The following is a 15,184-nucleotide window of genomic DNA, read 5'->3' as shown; positions in this document are numbered from 1 at the left end:
CGCATGACTTTGAACCGCAGGTCCGTGTTCGGGCTGGGTACCGTCGCGGCCGCGACGGCCGTGCTCGGTTCCGACGGTGCCGCACAAGCCCAGGATGACGCGGAGGCCGAGATCGAACGCTTTCCGACGACGGCCGACCGCTCGCGCAAGCGCGTGGCCCAGATCTACAAACGGCAGACCCGCCGGGCTCGGGGTGGCTGGTCGTCGTTGATCACGGTCGCCGACCTCGACGGAGCGACGAAGTCCGCCGTCGACGAGAACGCCGACAAGGTGGTCGAGGCCTACAGCGTCAACAAGGTGGCGGTCGCCGTCGCCCTGCTGGACAAGGTGGACCGCGGGCTCGTCAGGCTCGACCAGACGGTCACGGTGTCGTCCGCCATCGTCATCCAGGACACGGACGGCATCTTCGCGCTCGACGGCGCGTACCCGAGCGAGGTCACGGTCGGTCACGCGCTCGCGAACCTGCTCACCGTCTCGGACAACACCGCGGTCCGCCTGTGCGGCCTGGTCGTACCCGCGCTGGAGCTCAACGAGATCCTGCGGTCCAAAGGCTTCGTGCACACCCAGGTCGTCCCGGTGGCGAACCCGAACCGGTTCTTCCTCGGCACCACGACGGCGCGCGAGACGCACACGCTGCTGCAGAAGCTGGTCGACGGCCAGCTGCTGTCCGCCGCGTCCACCGCGTACCTGCTGAACATCCTGCGCGCGACGGCGAGCTTCACCGACGGCGTGCGGCTGAACCTCACGACGAACGAGCGCCTGCGCGTCGCCACGAAGGCCGGCTGGTTCTCCGACGGCCGCAACGAGGCCGGGATCATGTTCAGCGAGGACAACCGCGCGATCCTGATCTACTCGCTGTTCGCGTCGGGCGAGTTCGCCGGGGACAAGACGGTGAACGACCAGGACTTCAGCGCCACGCACCCGGCCGTCGCGGCCCGCGCGGAGCTCGGGCGGTCGATGTTCGACGCGGTCATCAAGATCACGACCACCCGCCCGAGGCACCGGGAAAAGGTCTACAGGTTCTTCAACGGCGGCTGATTTTTCTGAGATTCCGCTGAAATCTGGACCAAAGAGCGCGGGTTTTCGGATATATAGGTATTCACGCCGGGGTCGGTCGTCGCCGCCGTCGACGACCGGCTTCCCGCGTGGGTGTCAGAGCGCCGGTTCCACAATGTCGTGGTACCTGCGCTTCACCTCCTCGATCACCTCGTCGAAGTCCGCCGCCCAGATCCCGGCGTTGAAGATCTCCACCTCGACGTCCCCCGAATACCCGGTGGCGGCGACGTGCCTGGTCAGGCGGTTCAGATCGATGTCGCCGTCACCCGGATAACCGCGGCCCAGCAACACGTCGGCGGGCACCGGCGTGAGCCAGTCGCACACCTGGTACGACGCGATGTGCGGGCCGGCGCGGACGATCTGCGCGTCCAGGTCGGGGTCCCACCACACGTGCAGCGCGTCGACGACGACGCCGACCGACTCGTGCCGTTCGGCGAGGTCCAGCGCCTGCGCCAGCGTCGACAGCACGCCGCGATCCGCGCAGAACACCGGATGCATCGGTTCGAGCGCCAGGACGACGCCTGCCTCCGCCGCGTACGACGACAGCTCGGCGATGGCGTCCGCGACGCGTTGACGTGCGCCGACGAGGTCCTTGTCGCCGGGCACTCCCCCGACGACCATGACCAGCGTGTCGGTTCGCAATGCCGCCGCCTCGTCGATCGCGCGGCGGTTGTCGTCCATCGCGCTCCGGTTGTCCACGGCCGTGAGGAACCCTCCGCGGCACAACGAGGACACGCGCAGTCCGGCGTCCGCGACGAGCTTCGCGGTGCGCTCCAGGCCGTGGTCCGCGACCGGTTCCCGCCACAGGCCGATCGCCTCGATCCCGTGCCGTACACAGCCTTCGACGGCTTCGGCGACCGTCGCCCGTTTGATCGTGGCCTGGTTCAGCGAGAGGCGAGCCATTGGCGCCACCTCCGTTCCGCGAACTCCGGTTCGATGACGCCGGCGATCTCCGCGAGCCGCTTCGCCTCGGCGAGGTGCTCGACGCTGCGCGCTGTTTCCAGGCCGTCGAGCAAGAGGAAGTTCTCCTGGTGCCCGGCAAGCCACGCGAGAAATACGACGCCGGTCTTGTAGTAGTAGGTCGGCGCGCTGAACAGGTGGCGTGACAACGGAACCGTGGGCGCCATGATGCGGTGGAACTCGGCGGTGTCGCCCTCGGCCAGCTTGGCCAGTGCGCGAGCGGCCACCGGCGCGATCGGGTCGAAGATGCCGAGCAACGCGTGGCTGTAGCCCTCCTCGTCGCCCGCGATCAGGTCCGGGTAGTTGAAGTCGTCGCCGGTGTAGCAGCGCACGCCGGACGGCAGCGCGCGCCGCAGCCCGATCTCGTGGCCGGCGTCGAGCAGCGACACCTTCACGCCGTCGACCTTGTCCGGCCGCGATGCGATGATCTCCAGGAAGTTCCGGGTGGCCTGGGGAACGTCCGCGGCACCCCAGTAGCCCTCCAGCGCCGGGTCGAACGCCGTGCCGAGCCAGTGCAGGACCACCGGTTCGCTCACGCGGTCGAGCAACGTGCCGTAGACCTTCTCGTAGTCCTCAGGTCCTCTGGCCGCGGCGGCGAGCTGACGTGAACACATCAGCACGGGCTGGGCGCCGGCCTCCTGCACGACATCGAGCTGTTCGAGGTAGGCCTGCAGCACGTCGTCGAGCCCGGCCTCGCCCTGGAGCTGGTCGGTCGCGACGCCCGCGCAGATCCGCCCGGCCTTCTCGGCGGCGCTGCGGCGGACGAGCTCGGCGGCGGTCGGCCAGTCGAGGCCCATGCCGCGTTGCGCGGTGTCCATCGCCTCCGCGACGCCGAGCCCGTGCGACCACAGGTGGTGCCGGAACGCCAGGGTCGCGTCCCAGTCGACCGTGCGCTCGTCCTTCGCCACGACATGTGCCGCGGCGAACACGATCCGGTGCTCAGACACTGTCGATCTCCACCCGGCGACCCTCCGAAGAGGACTGCAGACCGGCGGCGGCGAGCGCGACACCGCGTGCCCCGGCGCGGAAGTCGTGCGGGAACGGCCTGCCCTCGTAGACGTGCCGCAGGAACTCCGCCCACTGCACCTTGAAGCCGTTGTCGAACTCCTCGTTGTCCGGCACCTGCTGCCACTGGTCGCGGAACGGGTCCGTGACCGGGAGGTCCGGGTTCCAGACCGGCTTCGGCGTGGCGGCGCGCGGTTGCACGAAGCACTCGCGCAGCCCGGCGACCGCACTGCCCTCGGTGCCGTCCACTTGGAACTCGACGAGCTCGTCGCGGCGCACGCGCACGCACCAGGACGAGTTGATCTGGGCGATGACGCCGTTCTCGATCTCGAAGATCCCGTACGCGGCGTCGTCGGCGGTGGCCTCGTAGGCGTTGTCCTGCTCGTCCCAGCGGGTCGGGATGTGCGTGACGGCCTTCGCGGTGACGGCCTCGACCCGGCCGAACAAGTCGTGGAGCAGGTAGCTCCAGTGGCAGAACATGTCCGAGACGATGCCGCCGCCGTCCTCCGCGCGGTAGTTCCAGCTCGGGCGCTGCGCGGGCTGCCAGTCGCCCTCGAAGACCCAGTAGCCGAACTCGCCGCGCACGCTGAGGATCCGGCCGAAGAAGCCGCCGTCGATCAGCCGCTTGAGCTTGCGGATGCCGGGCAGGTACAGCTTGTCCGCGACGACACCGTGCTTCACGCCACGGGCGTCGGCCAGGCGGGCGAGCTGCAGCGCCTCCTCGACCGTGTCGGAGACCGGCTTCTCGGTGTAGACGTGCTTGCCGGCCTCGATCGCCTTGGTGATCGACGCGACGTGCCGCGACGTGACCTGCGAGTCGAAGTAGAGCTCGACCGACGGGTCCGACAGCGCCGCGTCGAGGTCCGTCGTCCAGCGCGCGAGGTCGTGGCGCTCGGCGATCTCCTTGAGCTTGTCGCCGTTGCGGCCCACGAGGACCGGCTCCACCTTCAGCACGGTTCCGTCCTGCAGCCGCACGCCTTCGTCGCGCAACGGGAGCAGGGACCGGACCAGGTGCTGGCGATATCCCATCCGTCCGGTGACCCCGTTGACCGCGATCCCGATGATCCGTTCCGCCATCGCACCTCCCTGGTAGCAGCGCTGGAAAGCGCTTTCCCATCACGCTAATCGCGGGACTTCGCGGCCGTCAACCTCCCCGCGAGCTAGTCTCAGCGCTCACATGCAGGTTGACGGAGGTGGTCGTGTCCGCCCGACAGGTGACGCTCGCCGAGGTGGCGAAGCAGGCGGGTGTGTCGCTGGCGACGGCTTCTCGCGTGCTCAACGGCAGTACGCGGCAGGTGAGCGAGGAGCTCAGCGAACGCGTCCTGCGCACCGCGGAAGAGGTCGGTTATGTGCCGAACGCCTCGGCGCAGGCGCTGGCCCGCAACTCCAGCTCGCTGGTCGGGCTGGTGGTCCACGACATCACCGACCCGTACTTCTCGTGCATCGCGGCGGGTGTGACGCGGGTCGCCGAGGAAGCCGGGCTCGTCGTCGTACTCGGCACCACCGGGCGCCGTCCGGAGCGTGAGGCGGAGCTGCTTTCCACCCTGCGCGCGCATCGGGCGCGTGCGGTGGTGCTGGCCGGGTCGCGGACCACGGACCGTGCGGCGCAGTCGCGGCTGGCGGCGGAGATCGACGCGTTCACCGAGCAGGGCGGGCGGGTCGCGTGCGTGTCGCAGGCGAAGCTCGGCACCGACACGGTCGTCCCCGGCAACCGGGCCGGTGGGCGGGCGCTGGCCCGTGCGCTGGCGGAGCTGGGACACAAGAAGTTCGCCGTATTGGGTGGTCCCGCGGAACTCGTGGTGGCCCGTGACCGGCTCGCCGGGTTCAAGGCGGGACTCGCCGACGCGGGGATCGCCCCGCCCGTGGTGATCAACGGCGCTTTCACCCGTGACGGCGGGTACGAGGCGGCCATGGGGCTGCTGGCGTCGAAATCGCGCGTCACCTGCGTGTTCGCCGTCACCGACGTGATGGCGATGGGCGCGATGGCGGCGCTGCGCGAACGCGGCGTGCGGGTGCCCGAGGACATGTCGATCGCCGGGTTCGACGACATCCCGACGCTGCGCGACACGGTTCCGGCGCTGTCGACCGTGCGGCTGCCGCTCGAGGAGATGGGCGAGATCGCCGCAGGTCTCGTGCTGGACGCGGGTGGTGACGAGGCCCGCACCGTCCGGGTGGCGGGCGAGGTGGTGCTGCGGGCCTCGACTGCCCACAATTAGACTCGTCTGGCTGTTCACGTACCAAGTCACGAGGAGTTGAGCCGTCCCCATGGGGTCTGGCCCTGACTGGCATACCAACCCGGTCCCGTGCCGCACTGGAGCGCGCAGGTGACCGGAACCCTGCTCAGCGTGCTCGGTCTGGTCGCCGTCGTGGCGCTGACCGCCGGCACGTTCATCGCGGTGGCGGCGGAGTTCTCGCTGACCGCGCTGGAACGCAGCACCGTCGAACGCCACGTCGCCGAGGTCGGTGACACGAAGGCGCGCACCATCGACCGTGCCCATCGCACCCTGTCGTTCCAGCTCTCCGGCGCGCAGCTCGCCATCACGCTGACCACGCTGATCACCGGTTACATCGCGGAGCCCGCGATGGCGAACCTGATCGAGCCCGGCCTGACCGGGCTGGGCGTGCCCGGCGCCGTGGCGGACTGGTTGTCGCTGGCACTGGCGCTGGCGATCGCGACGGCGTTGTCGATGGTGTTCGGCGAGCTGGTGCCGAAGAACCTGGCGATCGCGAAGCCGCTCGAGACCGCGCGCGGCGTGGTCGGGTTGCAGGCGGGGTTCTCCACGGTCTTCCGCTGGCTGATCCACGCGATGAACAACGCGGCGAACTGGCTGGTCCGGCGCCTCGGCGTCGAGCCGGTCGAGGAGCTCGCGTCCGCGCGGTCACCGGAGGAGCTGGGCGCGCTGGTACGCAGCTCGGCCGAGCACGGCACGCTCGACCAGAGCACCGCGGCGCTGCTGGACCGCTCGTTGCGCTTCGGCGACCGGACGGCCGGCGAGCTGATGACGCCACGCGTGCGGATCGAGGCGCTGCGGGCCGACGCGACGGTGGCGGACCTGGTGCTGAAGGCGCGCAAGACCGGCTTCTCGCGGTTCCCGGTGCACAACGGGTCGCTGGACGAGGTGAGCGGCATGGTGCACGTCAAGCAGGCGTTCGCCGTGCCCTCCGCCCTGCGCGGGTCGACTCCGCTGTCGGCGGTGACCCGGCCGGTCCACTCGGTGCCGGAGACGCTGGAGGGCGACGCGCTGCTGGACCGGCTGCGGGCCTCCGGGCTGCAGTCGGCGCTGGTCGTGGACGAGTACGGCGGCACGGCGGGCATGGTGACGCTGGAGGACGTCGTCGAGGAGATCGTCGGCGACGTGCGCGACGAGCACGACCGCGGCGAGCCGCCGCCGGTGCGGTCGCTCGGCAAGGGCAGCTGGCTGGTCTCGGGGCTGCTGCGGGACGACGAGGTGGCCGAGGCGACCGGGTTCCAGATGCCGGAAGGTGACTACGAGACGCTGGCCGGCCTGGTGCTGTCGCGGCTCGGGCGGATCCCGGACGTCGGTGACGAGATCCGCGTCGGCGGGTGGCGGGTGACCGTGATGCGGATGGACAAGCATCGCGTGGCCGAGCTGCGGGTGGTGTCGTCGTGAACTTCCTCGTCATCGCGTTGTTGCTGGCGGGCAACGCCTTCTTCGTCGGCGCCGAGTTCGCGGTGATCACCGCGCGCCGGGACCGGCTGGAAGCGCTGGCCGACAAGGGTTCCAGCCGAGCCCGTACCGCGATCAAGGCGTCGCAGCAGCTGCCGTTGCTGATCGCGGGCGCGCAGCTGGGCATCACGCTGTGCTCGCTGGGGCTGGGTGCGATCGCCGAGCCCGCGCTGGCTTCCGCGCTGGAGGGGCCCCTCGGCGCCGTCGGGTTGCCGGCGGCCGTGGTGCACGGTGTGGCGTTCGCGGTCGCGTTGATCATCGTGGTCGCGCTGCACACAATCCTCGGTGAGATGGTGCCGAAGAACCTCGCCATCGCCGGTCCCGAGCGGGCCGCGGTGTGGCTGGTGCCGGTGCACTACGGGTTCTCGCGGATGATCGCGCCGGTGCTGGCGCTGTTCACCGCCGTGGGCCGGTGGGTGCTGCGGCGGTTCGGGGTGGAGCCGGTCGACGAGCTGGAGTCCGCGTACACGCCGGACGAGCTCGCGTTGCTGATCGGCCAGTCCCGGTCCGAGGGTTTGCTGGAGGACTCCGAGCACCGGCGGCTGGCGCAGACGTTGTCGTCGGCCGCACGCACGGTGGCGGACGTCGTGGTGCCGCTGGACCGGCTGACGACGGTGTCCGCGTCGCCGACCGTGGGTGAGATCGAGGCCGCCGTCACGACGACCGGGTTCTCCCGCTTCCCGGTGCTCGCCGAGGAGGGGCTGATCGGGTACCTGCACGTCAAGGACGTGCTGGACCTGGAGGGCGCCTCGACCCTGATCCCGCGCACGCGGGTGCGCGGGTTGCCCGAGGTGCCCGTCGACGCCCGGCTGGACGAGGCGCTGGCCGCGTTGCGCCGGGCTCAGTCGCACCTCGCCCGCGCGGTGGGCGCCGACGGCGCCGTCATCGGTGTCGTGGCGTTGGAGGACCTGTTGGAGGAGTACGTCGGCACGGTGCGCGACGGCACGCACGTGCGCTGGGTCTAGCCGGGCGCGGTGCGGATCTCCAGCATCACTAGGTGACGAGGCTGCCCGACCCCATCGGCTGAGCCGGTACGCCCGCCGGTATGTGCCTGGAGGACCCTTGTCGATTCGGGTCTGGCCACGTTCGACGTCCCTGTGCAGGACCACAACAGGGAGGCACACGAAATGGGCAAGGTCTACACGGGCGCCAGCACCTCGATCGACGGCTACGTCTCGGGTCCGGACTTCTCCGGCTTCGACAAGCTGTTCGCCTGGTACGAGGCCGGGGACGTGGCGTTCACGGTGCCGACGGGCGCGATGACCGTGCACCTCACGCCGGCCAGCGCCGCGTACTACAGCGGCCTGATCCAGGAGACCGGCGCGTTGGTGGTGGGACGGAGGCTCTACGACTTCACCGACGGCTGGGCCGGCCAGCATCCGATGGGCGTGCACACCGTCGTGCTCACCCACCGGCCGTTGGAGGACAACGAGCACTTCACGTTCGTCACCGGCGGCATCGAGGAAGCCGTTGCCGTGGCGCAGAAGCACGCGGGCGACAAGGGTGTCGGCCTGAACTCCGGCGAGATCGCGCGGCAGGCCATCGACGCCGGTCTGGTGGACGAGATCTGCCTCGACCTGGTGCCGGTGCTCCTCGGCGGAGGCACGCCGTTCTTCGCGCCCGGCAAGGGGTACGCGCTGGAGGGGCCGGTGTCGGTAATCGAGAGCACGTCTGTCACGCACCTGCGCTACAAAGTGAAGTATGAAGCTCCGGAGAGTGACTGACGCCGACGCGGCGGAGCTGCTCCGGGCCGTCACGGAGTCGCTCGCCCACCTGCGGCCGTGGGCGCCGTGGGTGGCCGACGGCTACGACGCGGAGGCCGCCGCCACGTTCCTCCGCGACGCCGCGGAGGGCTGGCGGAGCGGGACGTCGTTCCCGCACGCCATCACCGTCGACGGCGCGATCGTCGGCGTGGTGGCGGCGGAGCGCGCCGACGACCTCGTGGAGATCGGTTACTGGCTTCATCCCGCGCACACCGGACGCGGCCACGCCACCGCCGCGACCGCGGAGCTGGTCGGGTTCGCGTTCGCGCTGGACGGCGTGCGCAGGGTCCAGATCTGGCACGACGTGGCCAACGTCGCGAGCAGCGGTGTGCCGCGGCGCCTCGGGTTCACCGAGGTCGGCCCCCGCACACCGCCGCGCGTGCCCCCGGCCGGCAGCCGTGCCGGGGTGGACGTGGTGTGGGAGCTGAGGGAGCCGGGCTCACGCGGCGAGTGAGGCCTTCACCGCACGGGTGAGCTCGTCGGCGAGCACCTCCTCGTCACCGTTCTCGATCGCCCGCAGCACCTGGGCGACGAGGTCCCCGGTGGTGATCTTGGGCCCGTCCTGCCCTGCCGCCATGTCGGTGTCGATGAAGCCGGAGTGCACCGCGACGACCCGGGTTCCCTGGTCCCGCAACGCTTCCCGCGTCGACTTGGTCAGCGACCATGCCGCCGCCTTGGACGCGGCGTAACCCCTCCAGTTCGGCCGGCCGACGAACGACAGGATGCTCAGCACGTTCACGATCACGCCGCCGCCGTTGGCCTTCAGGACCGGCGCGAAGGCGTCCGTCGTGCGGACGATCCCGAGGACGTTGACGTCGAACTCCGCCCTGATGCCGTCGAGGCCCCCGCCCTCCACGAGCACGCCGGCGTTGTTGATGACGATCGAGACGTCGCCGAGCTCCTTCGCCGCCGCCTCGACGTGTGCGTCGTCGGTCACGTCCAGGCGAACCGGGACGACGCCGTCGTCCACGACGGACGCGGGGTTCCGCGCGCCGGCGTAGACCTTCGCGCCGCGCTTCGCGAACTCCCGCGCGAACGCCCGTGCTGGAGCCACGCGTCGTGTGCTCGGCGTGCGGCGAGGAGGCGACACCCGAGTCACTGACCCGTGCGGCCGAGCCGACCCACTAGGTTGGGCGGCATGAGTGAGGACGACGAGGACGAGTTCGCCGAGGACGACGACTTCGAGGACGAGGAAGACCCGGACGACCTCTTCGCCGTCACGCCCGAGCCGCGCACCGTCTGCCACCTGTGCGGGGGTGCGAGCTACATCGCGGCGCCGACGCTGGCGATCATCGGCGGGGCGCCGCGGACCGTGGACAACGGCCGGGAATGCCCGCACTGCAACGGCGCGCGGACGTTCACCGGGCTGGTACCGCCCCTCTAGGACCTGACCTTGCGGTACCAGTCGACGAAGGCGTCCACCGGCAGGCTCGCGATCTCCTCGCCGATGACGTCCAGGGCGAGGTCCGAGGAGCGCTTGAAGCGCACGCAGGACTTGCCCATGTCGAGCTTCTTGCCGGTGGCCGCGTACCGGGAGCGGAACGACTCCTCGCCCTCGCCGTTCACCGCGGTCAGGTAGACCGAGTAGTGGCGCTTCTGGGCGGCCAGGGCGACGTAGCTGAGCGGCTGTTTGTTGTACGTCGGGCCGCTCACCTCCAACGGCACGTACCAGGTGATCATCCCCCACATCATGCCCTCGGCGTAGCCGTCGGGGAGGTGGGCGAGGACGACGTCGCGCACGGCGCTGACCTCGGCACGCTGCTCGTCAGGCAGTTCGGCGAGGTACTCGGCGACCGTCGAGGCCTTGCTCCGCACCATGCGCGTACGGTAACCGCTCGTGGAGGTCCTGACCCGAGCCGAATGGCACGAACTGCGCGATTCGCACGTCGCGCGCATGCGCCGGTTCACCGGTCCGCACCAGGAGCGGAAGCTTCGCAAAGAGAAGCACCCGGTCATGGATTTCCTCTTCACGTACTACAGCCATCGGCCCGTACGGCTCGAACGGTGGCATCCGGGGCCCGGCGTCGTCCTTGAGGACGCGGCGGAGTACCTGGAGTTTCCGCACTACCGGCGGGTCGACGAGGGTGTCACGCTCGACGTCGCGAGCTTCCTGGGGCAGCGCGAGAAGACGCTGGAGTTCGTCCAGGCGCTGCTCACGGCCACGCTCGGCAGACCGGCTCGGCTGGGGTGCTTCGGGCTGCACGAGTGGGCGATGGTCTACCGGCAGCAGCCCGAGGAGGTCCGGCACAACGCGTGGCCGTTGCGCCTGGGCAGCGACGGCACCGACGCCGTGGTCGAGGCGAGCCGGATCCAGTGCGGGCACTTCGACGCGTTCCGGTTCTTCACGCAGCCCGCGCGGCCTCGCAACACCCTGCAGCCCACGCGGGAGGACCAGGTCGCGAACGAGCAGCCGGGGTGCCTGCACGGGAACATGGATTTGTTCAAGTGGGCTTACAAGCTGGAGCCCGCGACCCCGTCGGACCTGGTCGCCGACTGCTTCGAACTGGCCGCTGACGTGCGCGAACTCGACATGCAGGCGTCCCCGTACGATCTGGCCGGGCTCGGCTACGCGCCGGTGCGGATCGAGGACGCCGAGGGACGCGCGGAGTACGTTCGGAGGCAGTCGGAGTTCGCCCAGCGGGCCCGACCGTTGCGAGAACGGCTCATTACCGTGTGCCAGTCGATACGTGCAGTGACTTCACTTCGCTGACGAAGTCACCTGTTAGCGTGATTGGCGGTCGTCGGGGGCCGCTGAGTAGTTGTGAGGGATGGATGTCTCGACACCGCGCTCTGCGGGCGAAGGTGAAGCGTGGGATCGCCAGGTGGCCCGTGCTCATCGTCGTGCTCGTGGTGCTGATCGGCCTCGGCTGGCTCGCTCTGTCCTGGGCGGGAGGAGTGCTCGACCGGCGTTCCGAGGCACTGGCCCAGGACTGCAGCGAGGGCGACTCGGTGCTGCGCGTCTCCGCGACGCCGAGTGTGGCGGAAGCCGTCGCGGACGTCGCACGCGCGTACAGCGCGACACGGCCCGTCGTGTACGACCACTGCATCGCGATCGAAGTGACCTCCGCGGACTCGTCCGCGGTGCTCGAAGGCCTGACCACGACCTGGGACGAGACGAAGCTCGGCAGGCGGCCGCACGCGTGGCTGCCGGACTCGACGCTGTGGGCGAACCGGCTGAGCGCGCTGAACGCGAAGCTCGTCGGCTCGGCACCGAAGTCCGTCGGCACGTCGCCGGTGCTGCTCGCGGCACCGGAGGCCGCCGCGCCGGTGCTGAAGGACTTCCGCTGGTCGGATCTGCCCGAGGTGTCGGACTGGAGCCGCTTCGGCCAGAACTGGGGCCGGTTCAGCGTCGCGATGCCGGACCCGTCCGCGAACACGGCGTCCGCGCTCGCGATCCAGTCGGCGCTGGCCGGCGGCGCGGGCCCGGTGACGGCGGAGACGCTCGGCTCGGACGCCGCGAAGGCGAAGCTGACGAAGCTCGCGGCCACGGTGCCGCCGGAGGTCCCGCCGACGACGCGCGACGCGTTGGGTCGCCTCGGTGACAGCGCGACGGTGAACGCGGCGGGCTTCTCCGTCACGCCGGTGTCCGAAGTGGACCTGTTCAAGCACAACACGGGCAAGGAGGCGCCGTCGAAGCCGCTCGTGGGCGTGCTCCCCGCGGGCCCGGGCCCGGTGGCCGACTTCCCGTACCTCGCCCTCGGCGGTCCCGAGGTCGGCGAGGCGGAAGAGCGGGCGGCGCAGGCGTTCCGCGACTTCATGACCGAACCCGCGCAGCAGGCGATCCTGGCGCGCGGCGGCCTGCGCGTCGAGTCCACTCAGGACCGTCCGTCGCCGTCGCCCGGCGTGTCCTGGGCTCCGGTGACCGAGAACCTCGTGCCCGCCGACGCCACGACCACGCAGCAGATCTCCTCTGCCTGGGCCTCCGCCGACCGCGGCGGCCAGGTCGTCACGGTACTGGCGGACGTCTCCACGTCGATGAAACCCCGGCTGGACAAGGTGAAGGCGGCGTTGCGCGGCCAGGTCGACCGGTCGGTGTCCGGGTCGTTCGGACTGTGGTCGTTCGCGCGTGACCTCGACGGTTCGAAGCCGTACCGGCAACTGGTCTCGACGGGGCCGGTCACGGAGAAGCGCGACGCGCTGCGCCGGGCCGTCGACGGCCTCAAGACCGCGGACGGCTCGCAGCTCTACACCTCGCTGGCGGCCTGCTACGAGACCGCCCACGACGGGTTCGTGGCCGGGCGCGTCAACCGGGTCGTGGTGATCACCGACGGCGCCTCGGACGGCGGGATCGACCTGGCGGCGCTGAAGGAGCAGCTGCACGGGACGGACCTGCCGGTCAGCTTCATCGCCATCGGCGGCGAGGTCGACAAGGCGGCGCTGACGGACATCGCGCAGACGACCGGCGGGTCGGTGTCGGTGGTGGACAACGTGGACGGCGTGGAGGCCGCGCTCGGGCAGGTGTTGTCGACGAAGGCGTGACCACGCGGGTCCCTGCCTTCGCCGACGGTCCGCTCAGGCGGCGTTGAAGTGGTCGGGATCCGGGCCGGTGCGGGTGCCGTTGTCGAGCTCGGCGATGACCGTCATGTCGTCCTGGGCCAGTTCGAAGTCGAAGATGTCGATGTTCTCCTTGACCCGGTACGGGGTGACGGACTTCGGGATCACGACGATGCCGAGCTGGACGTGCCAGCGCAGCACGATCTGCGCCGGGGTCTTGCCGTACTTCTCGGCGAGACCGGTGAGGTCGGGCTCGCGCAGCAGCGCGCCCTGGGCCAGCGGCGACCACGCCTCGGTGACGATGCGGTGGGTCGCGTGGACCTTGCGCATCTCCTCCTGCTGCAGCAACGGGTGCAGCTCGATCTGGTTCACCGCCGGGGTGGTCGGGAACTCGTCGAAGAGGCGCCGCAGGTGGCGCGTGTGGAAGTTCGAGACGCCGATCGCGCGGACGCGGCCGTCGGCGTAGAGCTGCTCCAGGGCGCGCCAGGTCTCGGCGTAGAGGTCGCGCTCGGGGGCGGGCCAATGGATGAGGTAGAGGTCGAGCACGTCGCGGCGCAGGCGGCGCATGCTCTCGTCGAACGCGCGCAGCGTCGAGTCGTAGCCCTGGTCGGAGTTCCACAGCTTGGTCGTGACGAACAGGTCGGGGACGCCGGCGATCGCGTCGCCGACGCCGGACTCGTTGCGGTAGGCGGCAGCGGTGTCGATGCTGCGGTAGCCGGCTTCGATGGCGGTCGTGACCGCTCCGGCCACCTGCTCCTCCGGCACCTGGAAGACGCCGAAGCCGAGTTGCGGGATCCGTACTCCGTTGTTCAACGAGATCAGCGGAACCATGCGGGTAGCTTCGCATCGTTGTAGAGGTCCTGCATCGCCTTGATGGCGTCAACGATGTCGCGGCGTACCTCGTCCGGCGCCAGCACTTCCACGTCCGCGCCGAATTTGAGCAGGTCAGCGACGGCGTGCCGGGCCGACTCGGTGGGGAAGCCGAACTCCTGGCCCGGTTGCGGTGCCGCGTCCCTGATGACGCGCGCCTGGTACCCGCTGAGCAGGTACTGCGACTTGTCGAGACCCGCCCGGTTCATGCGGACCGTGACGCGCACGCCGTACATGCGGGCCTCGAACCGCTCGGACCACTCCGCCCAGAACCGCGCGAGGTCGAAGTCCTGCGGGCGTTCGAAGGTCTCCTGGGTGGTCTGGAGCGCCAGCACGCGGGAGACGCGGTAGGTGCGGCCGCTGCCGACGAAGTACCAGGTGCCGGCCTTCAGCACGAGCCCGTACGGGTCGACCTCGCGCTCCACGGTCTGCGCACCCCAGCGCTGGTAGGTCATCCGCACGCGACGCTGCTCCCAGACGGCGTCGGCGATCGTGGCGAGGTGCTCGGTGGGTTCGTCGCCGCGGAACCACGTCGGGGTGTCGAGGTGAAACCGCTGCCGAATCTGCTCGGCCCGCGCGCGCAGTTCGGTCGGCAGCGCGGCGAGGAGCTTGAGCTGGGCGGCGGCCGCGAACTCCTTCAGCCCCAGCGCTTCGGCCGGGCCGGGGAGCCCCGCGAGGAACAGCGACTGGGCCTCGTCGGTGGTGAGGCCGGTCAGGCGGGTGCGGTAGCCGTCGACGAGCCGGTAGCCGCCGGCGGGGCCGCGGTCGGCGTAGACGGGGATGCCGGCGGCGCTCAGCGACTCGACGTCGCGGTAGATCGTACGCGGCGAGACCTCCAGTTCGGCGGCCAGCTCGTCCGCCGTCATCCGGCCCCTCGACTGGAGGAGCAGCAACACCTGCATCAGCCGGCTCGACTTCATGCCACAAACCTGACACGAACTGTCAGGAATAGCCAGCAGAGTGGTCCGCATGAAGGCAACAGGAACCATCGCGGTGCAGAGCTGGGACGAGAACACCTGGGACGGCCGGTCGTACCAGGAGGTCGAGGGACGCAAGCTGACCGAGGCGCACGTGCGGTTCTCCTACACGGGCGACGTCAGCGGCACCGGGAACTGCCGGTACCTCATGTACTACGGCGACGACGTGGCGTGGACGACCGCGCTGGAGGAGATCACCGCCGACGGGGGCACGCTGGTGCTGCGGCACGTCGGCGCCTACCGGTCCGCGGTGGAAGCCGAGATCGAGATCGTCGACGGCACCGGGAAGTACCTGAACGCGCGAGGTGCGGCGACGGTCGACTGGGCGCAGGATGGCAGCGGCACCTACACCCTGGAGTACGAGGTCTGA

General features: G+C 70.3%; 17 protein-coding genes. 10 read left to right on the top strand and 7 right to left on the bottom strand.

The features are described from left to right. Nucleotides 1–3: 3 nt before the first annotated feature. Nucleotides 4–1,038, top strand: coding sequence for a serine hydrolase (locus ACRSBM_RS08020; RefSeq protein ID WP_434441281.1), 1,035 nt, complete (start codon nucleotides 4–6; stop codon nucleotides 1,036–1,038). 114 nt (nucleotides 1,039–1,152) lie between these two features. On the opposite strand, the gene ACRSBM_RS08015 is transcribed toward ACRSBM_RS08020, so the two are convergent. The 3 genes from ACRSBM_RS08015 to ACRSBM_RS08005 are packed head-to-tail and all read right to left on the bottom strand — an operon-like array spanning nucleotide 1,153 to nucleotide 4,098. Continuing rightward, nucleotides 1,153–1,959, bottom strand: a complete 807-nt coding sequence (locus ACRSBM_RS08015; RefSeq protein WP_434441278.1) for a sugar phosphate isomerase/epimerase family protein — start codon at nucleotides 1,957–1,959, stop codon at nucleotides 1,153–1,155. Then, a complete protein-coding gene (locus tag ACRSBM_RS08010) occupies nucleotides 1,941–2,963 on the bottom strand; it encodes a dihydrodipicolinate synthase family protein (RefSeq protein WP_434441276.1) in 1,023 nt (340 codons plus the stop codon). The genes ACRSBM_RS08015 and ACRSBM_RS08010 overlap by 19 nt, the downstream gene beginning before the upstream one ends. Further along, a complete protein-coding gene (locus tag ACRSBM_RS08005) occupies nucleotides 2,956–4,098 on the bottom strand; it encodes a Gfo/Idh/MocA family protein (protein WP_434441273.1) in 1,143 nt (380 codons plus the stop codon). The genes ACRSBM_RS08010 and ACRSBM_RS08005 overlap by 8 nt, the downstream gene beginning before the upstream one ends. Before the next feature lie 122 nt (nucleotides 4,099–4,220). Between ACRSBM_RS08005 and ACRSBM_RS08000 the strand changes: the two genes are divergently transcribed. From ACRSBM_RS08000 to ACRSBM_RS07980, 5 genes are all read left to right on the top strand, one after another. Continuing rightward, the gene (locus tag ACRSBM_RS08000; RefSeq protein WP_434441270.1) at nucleotides 4,221–5,237 is read left to right on the top strand and encodes a LacI family DNA-binding transcriptional regulator; all 1,017 of its coding nucleotides are present in this window, start codon (nucleotides 4,221–4,223) and stop codon (nucleotides 5,235–5,237) included. A 108-nt stretch (nucleotides 5,238–5,345) separates the two neighbouring features. Continuing rightward, on the top strand, nucleotides 5,346–6,653 hold the full coding sequence (locus ACRSBM_RS07995; protein WP_434441268.1) for a hemolysin family protein: 1,308 nt from the start codon (nucleotides 5,346–5,348) through the stop codon (nucleotides 6,651–6,653). After that, nucleotides 6,650–7,675, top strand: coding sequence for a hemolysin family protein (locus tag ACRSBM_RS07990; RefSeq protein WP_434441265.1), 1,026 nt, complete (start codon nucleotides 6,650–6,652; stop codon nucleotides 7,673–7,675). The genes ACRSBM_RS07995 and ACRSBM_RS07990 overlap by 4 nt, the downstream gene beginning before the upstream one ends. Nucleotides 7,676–7,837: 162 nt before the next feature. Next, on the top strand, nucleotides 7,838–8,434 hold the full coding sequence (locus tag ACRSBM_RS07985) for a dihydrofolate reductase family protein (protein WP_434441262.1): 597 nt from the start codon (nucleotides 7,838–7,840) through the stop codon (nucleotides 8,432–8,434). After that, nucleotides 8,427–8,927, top strand: coding sequence for a GNAT family N-acetyltransferase (locus ACRSBM_RS07980; RefSeq protein ID WP_434441260.1), 501 nt, complete (start codon nucleotides 8,427–8,429; stop codon nucleotides 8,925–8,927). Before ACRSBM_RS07985 ends, ACRSBM_RS07980 begins: the two co-directional genes overlap by 8 nt. Here the strand turns inward: ACRSBM_RS07980 and ACRSBM_RS07975 are convergent. After that, on the bottom strand, nucleotides 8,913–9,527 hold the full coding sequence (locus ACRSBM_RS07975) for an SDR family NAD(P)-dependent oxidoreductase (RefSeq protein ID WP_434441257.1): 615 nt from the start codon (nucleotides 9,525–9,527) through the stop codon (nucleotides 8,913–8,915). The two genes, ACRSBM_RS07980 and ACRSBM_RS07975, sit on opposite strands and share 15 nt — an antisense overlap. A gap of 84 nt (nucleotides 9,528–9,611) precedes the next feature. On the opposite strand from ACRSBM_RS07975, the gene ACRSBM_RS07970 reads away from it, so the two are divergent. Next, nucleotides 9,612–9,857 (top strand): hypothetical protein, encoded by a 246-nt coding sequence (locus ACRSBM_RS07970; protein ID WP_084401880.1) that lies wholly within the window; start codon nucleotides 9,612–9,614, stop codon nucleotides 9,855–9,857. Here the strand turns inward: ACRSBM_RS07970 and ACRSBM_RS07965 are convergent. After that, the gene (locus tag ACRSBM_RS07965) at nucleotides 9,854–10,291 is read right to left on the bottom strand and encodes an iron chaperone (protein ID WP_434441255.1); all 438 of its coding nucleotides are present in this window, start codon (nucleotides 10,289–10,291) and stop codon (nucleotides 9,854–9,856) included. The two genes, ACRSBM_RS07970 and ACRSBM_RS07965, sit on opposite strands and share 4 nt — an antisense overlap. Nucleotides 10,292–10,367: 76 nt before the next feature. On the opposite strand from ACRSBM_RS07965, the gene ACRSBM_RS07960 reads away from it, so the two are divergent. Both ACRSBM_RS07960 and ACRSBM_RS07955 read left to right on the top strand, forming a co-directional pair. Next, nucleotides 10,368–11,183: a 3-methyladenine DNA glycosylase gene (locus ACRSBM_RS07960; protein WP_434453010.1), complete on the top strand. Its 816-nt coding sequence runs from the start codon at nucleotides 10,368–10,370 to the stop codon at nucleotides 11,181–11,183. A 62-nt stretch (nucleotides 11,184–11,245) separates the two neighbouring features. Then, nucleotides 11,246–12,952 (top strand): substrate-binding domain-containing protein, encoded by a 1,707-nt coding sequence (locus ACRSBM_RS07955; protein ID WP_434441252.1) that lies wholly within the window; start codon nucleotides 11,246–11,248, stop codon nucleotides 12,950–12,952. Nucleotides 12,953–12,985: 33 nt separating this feature from the next. Here the strand turns inward: ACRSBM_RS07955 and ACRSBM_RS07950 are convergent, their stop codons facing one another. Then, complete coding sequence (locus tag ACRSBM_RS07950) at nucleotides 12,986–13,798, bottom strand: aldo/keto reductase (RefSeq protein WP_434441249.1); 813 nt, start codon at nucleotides 13,796–13,798, stop codon at nucleotides 12,986–12,988. Beyond that, nucleotides 13,786–14,757 (bottom strand): helix-turn-helix transcriptional regulator, encoded by a 972-nt coding sequence (locus ACRSBM_RS07945; protein WP_434441247.1) that lies wholly within the window; start codon nucleotides 14,755–14,757, stop codon nucleotides 13,786–13,788. The genes ACRSBM_RS07950 and ACRSBM_RS07945 overlap by 13 nt, the downstream gene beginning before the upstream one ends. A gap of 49 nt (nucleotides 14,758–14,806) precedes the next feature. Between ACRSBM_RS07945 and ACRSBM_RS07940 the strand changes: the two genes are divergently transcribed. After that, on the top strand, nucleotides 14,807–15,184 hold the full coding sequence (locus tag ACRSBM_RS07940) for a DUF3224 domain-containing protein (protein WP_434441244.1): 378 nt from the start codon (nucleotides 14,807–14,809) through the stop codon (nucleotides 15,182–15,184).

The organism is Lentzea xerophila, from assembly GCF_051094245.1.
GTDB lineage: Bacteria > Actinomycetota > Actinomycetes > Mycobacteriales > Pseudonocardiaceae > Lentzea > Lentzea xerophila.
This window is presented reverse-complemented; position numbering and strand designations above follow the sequence as displayed.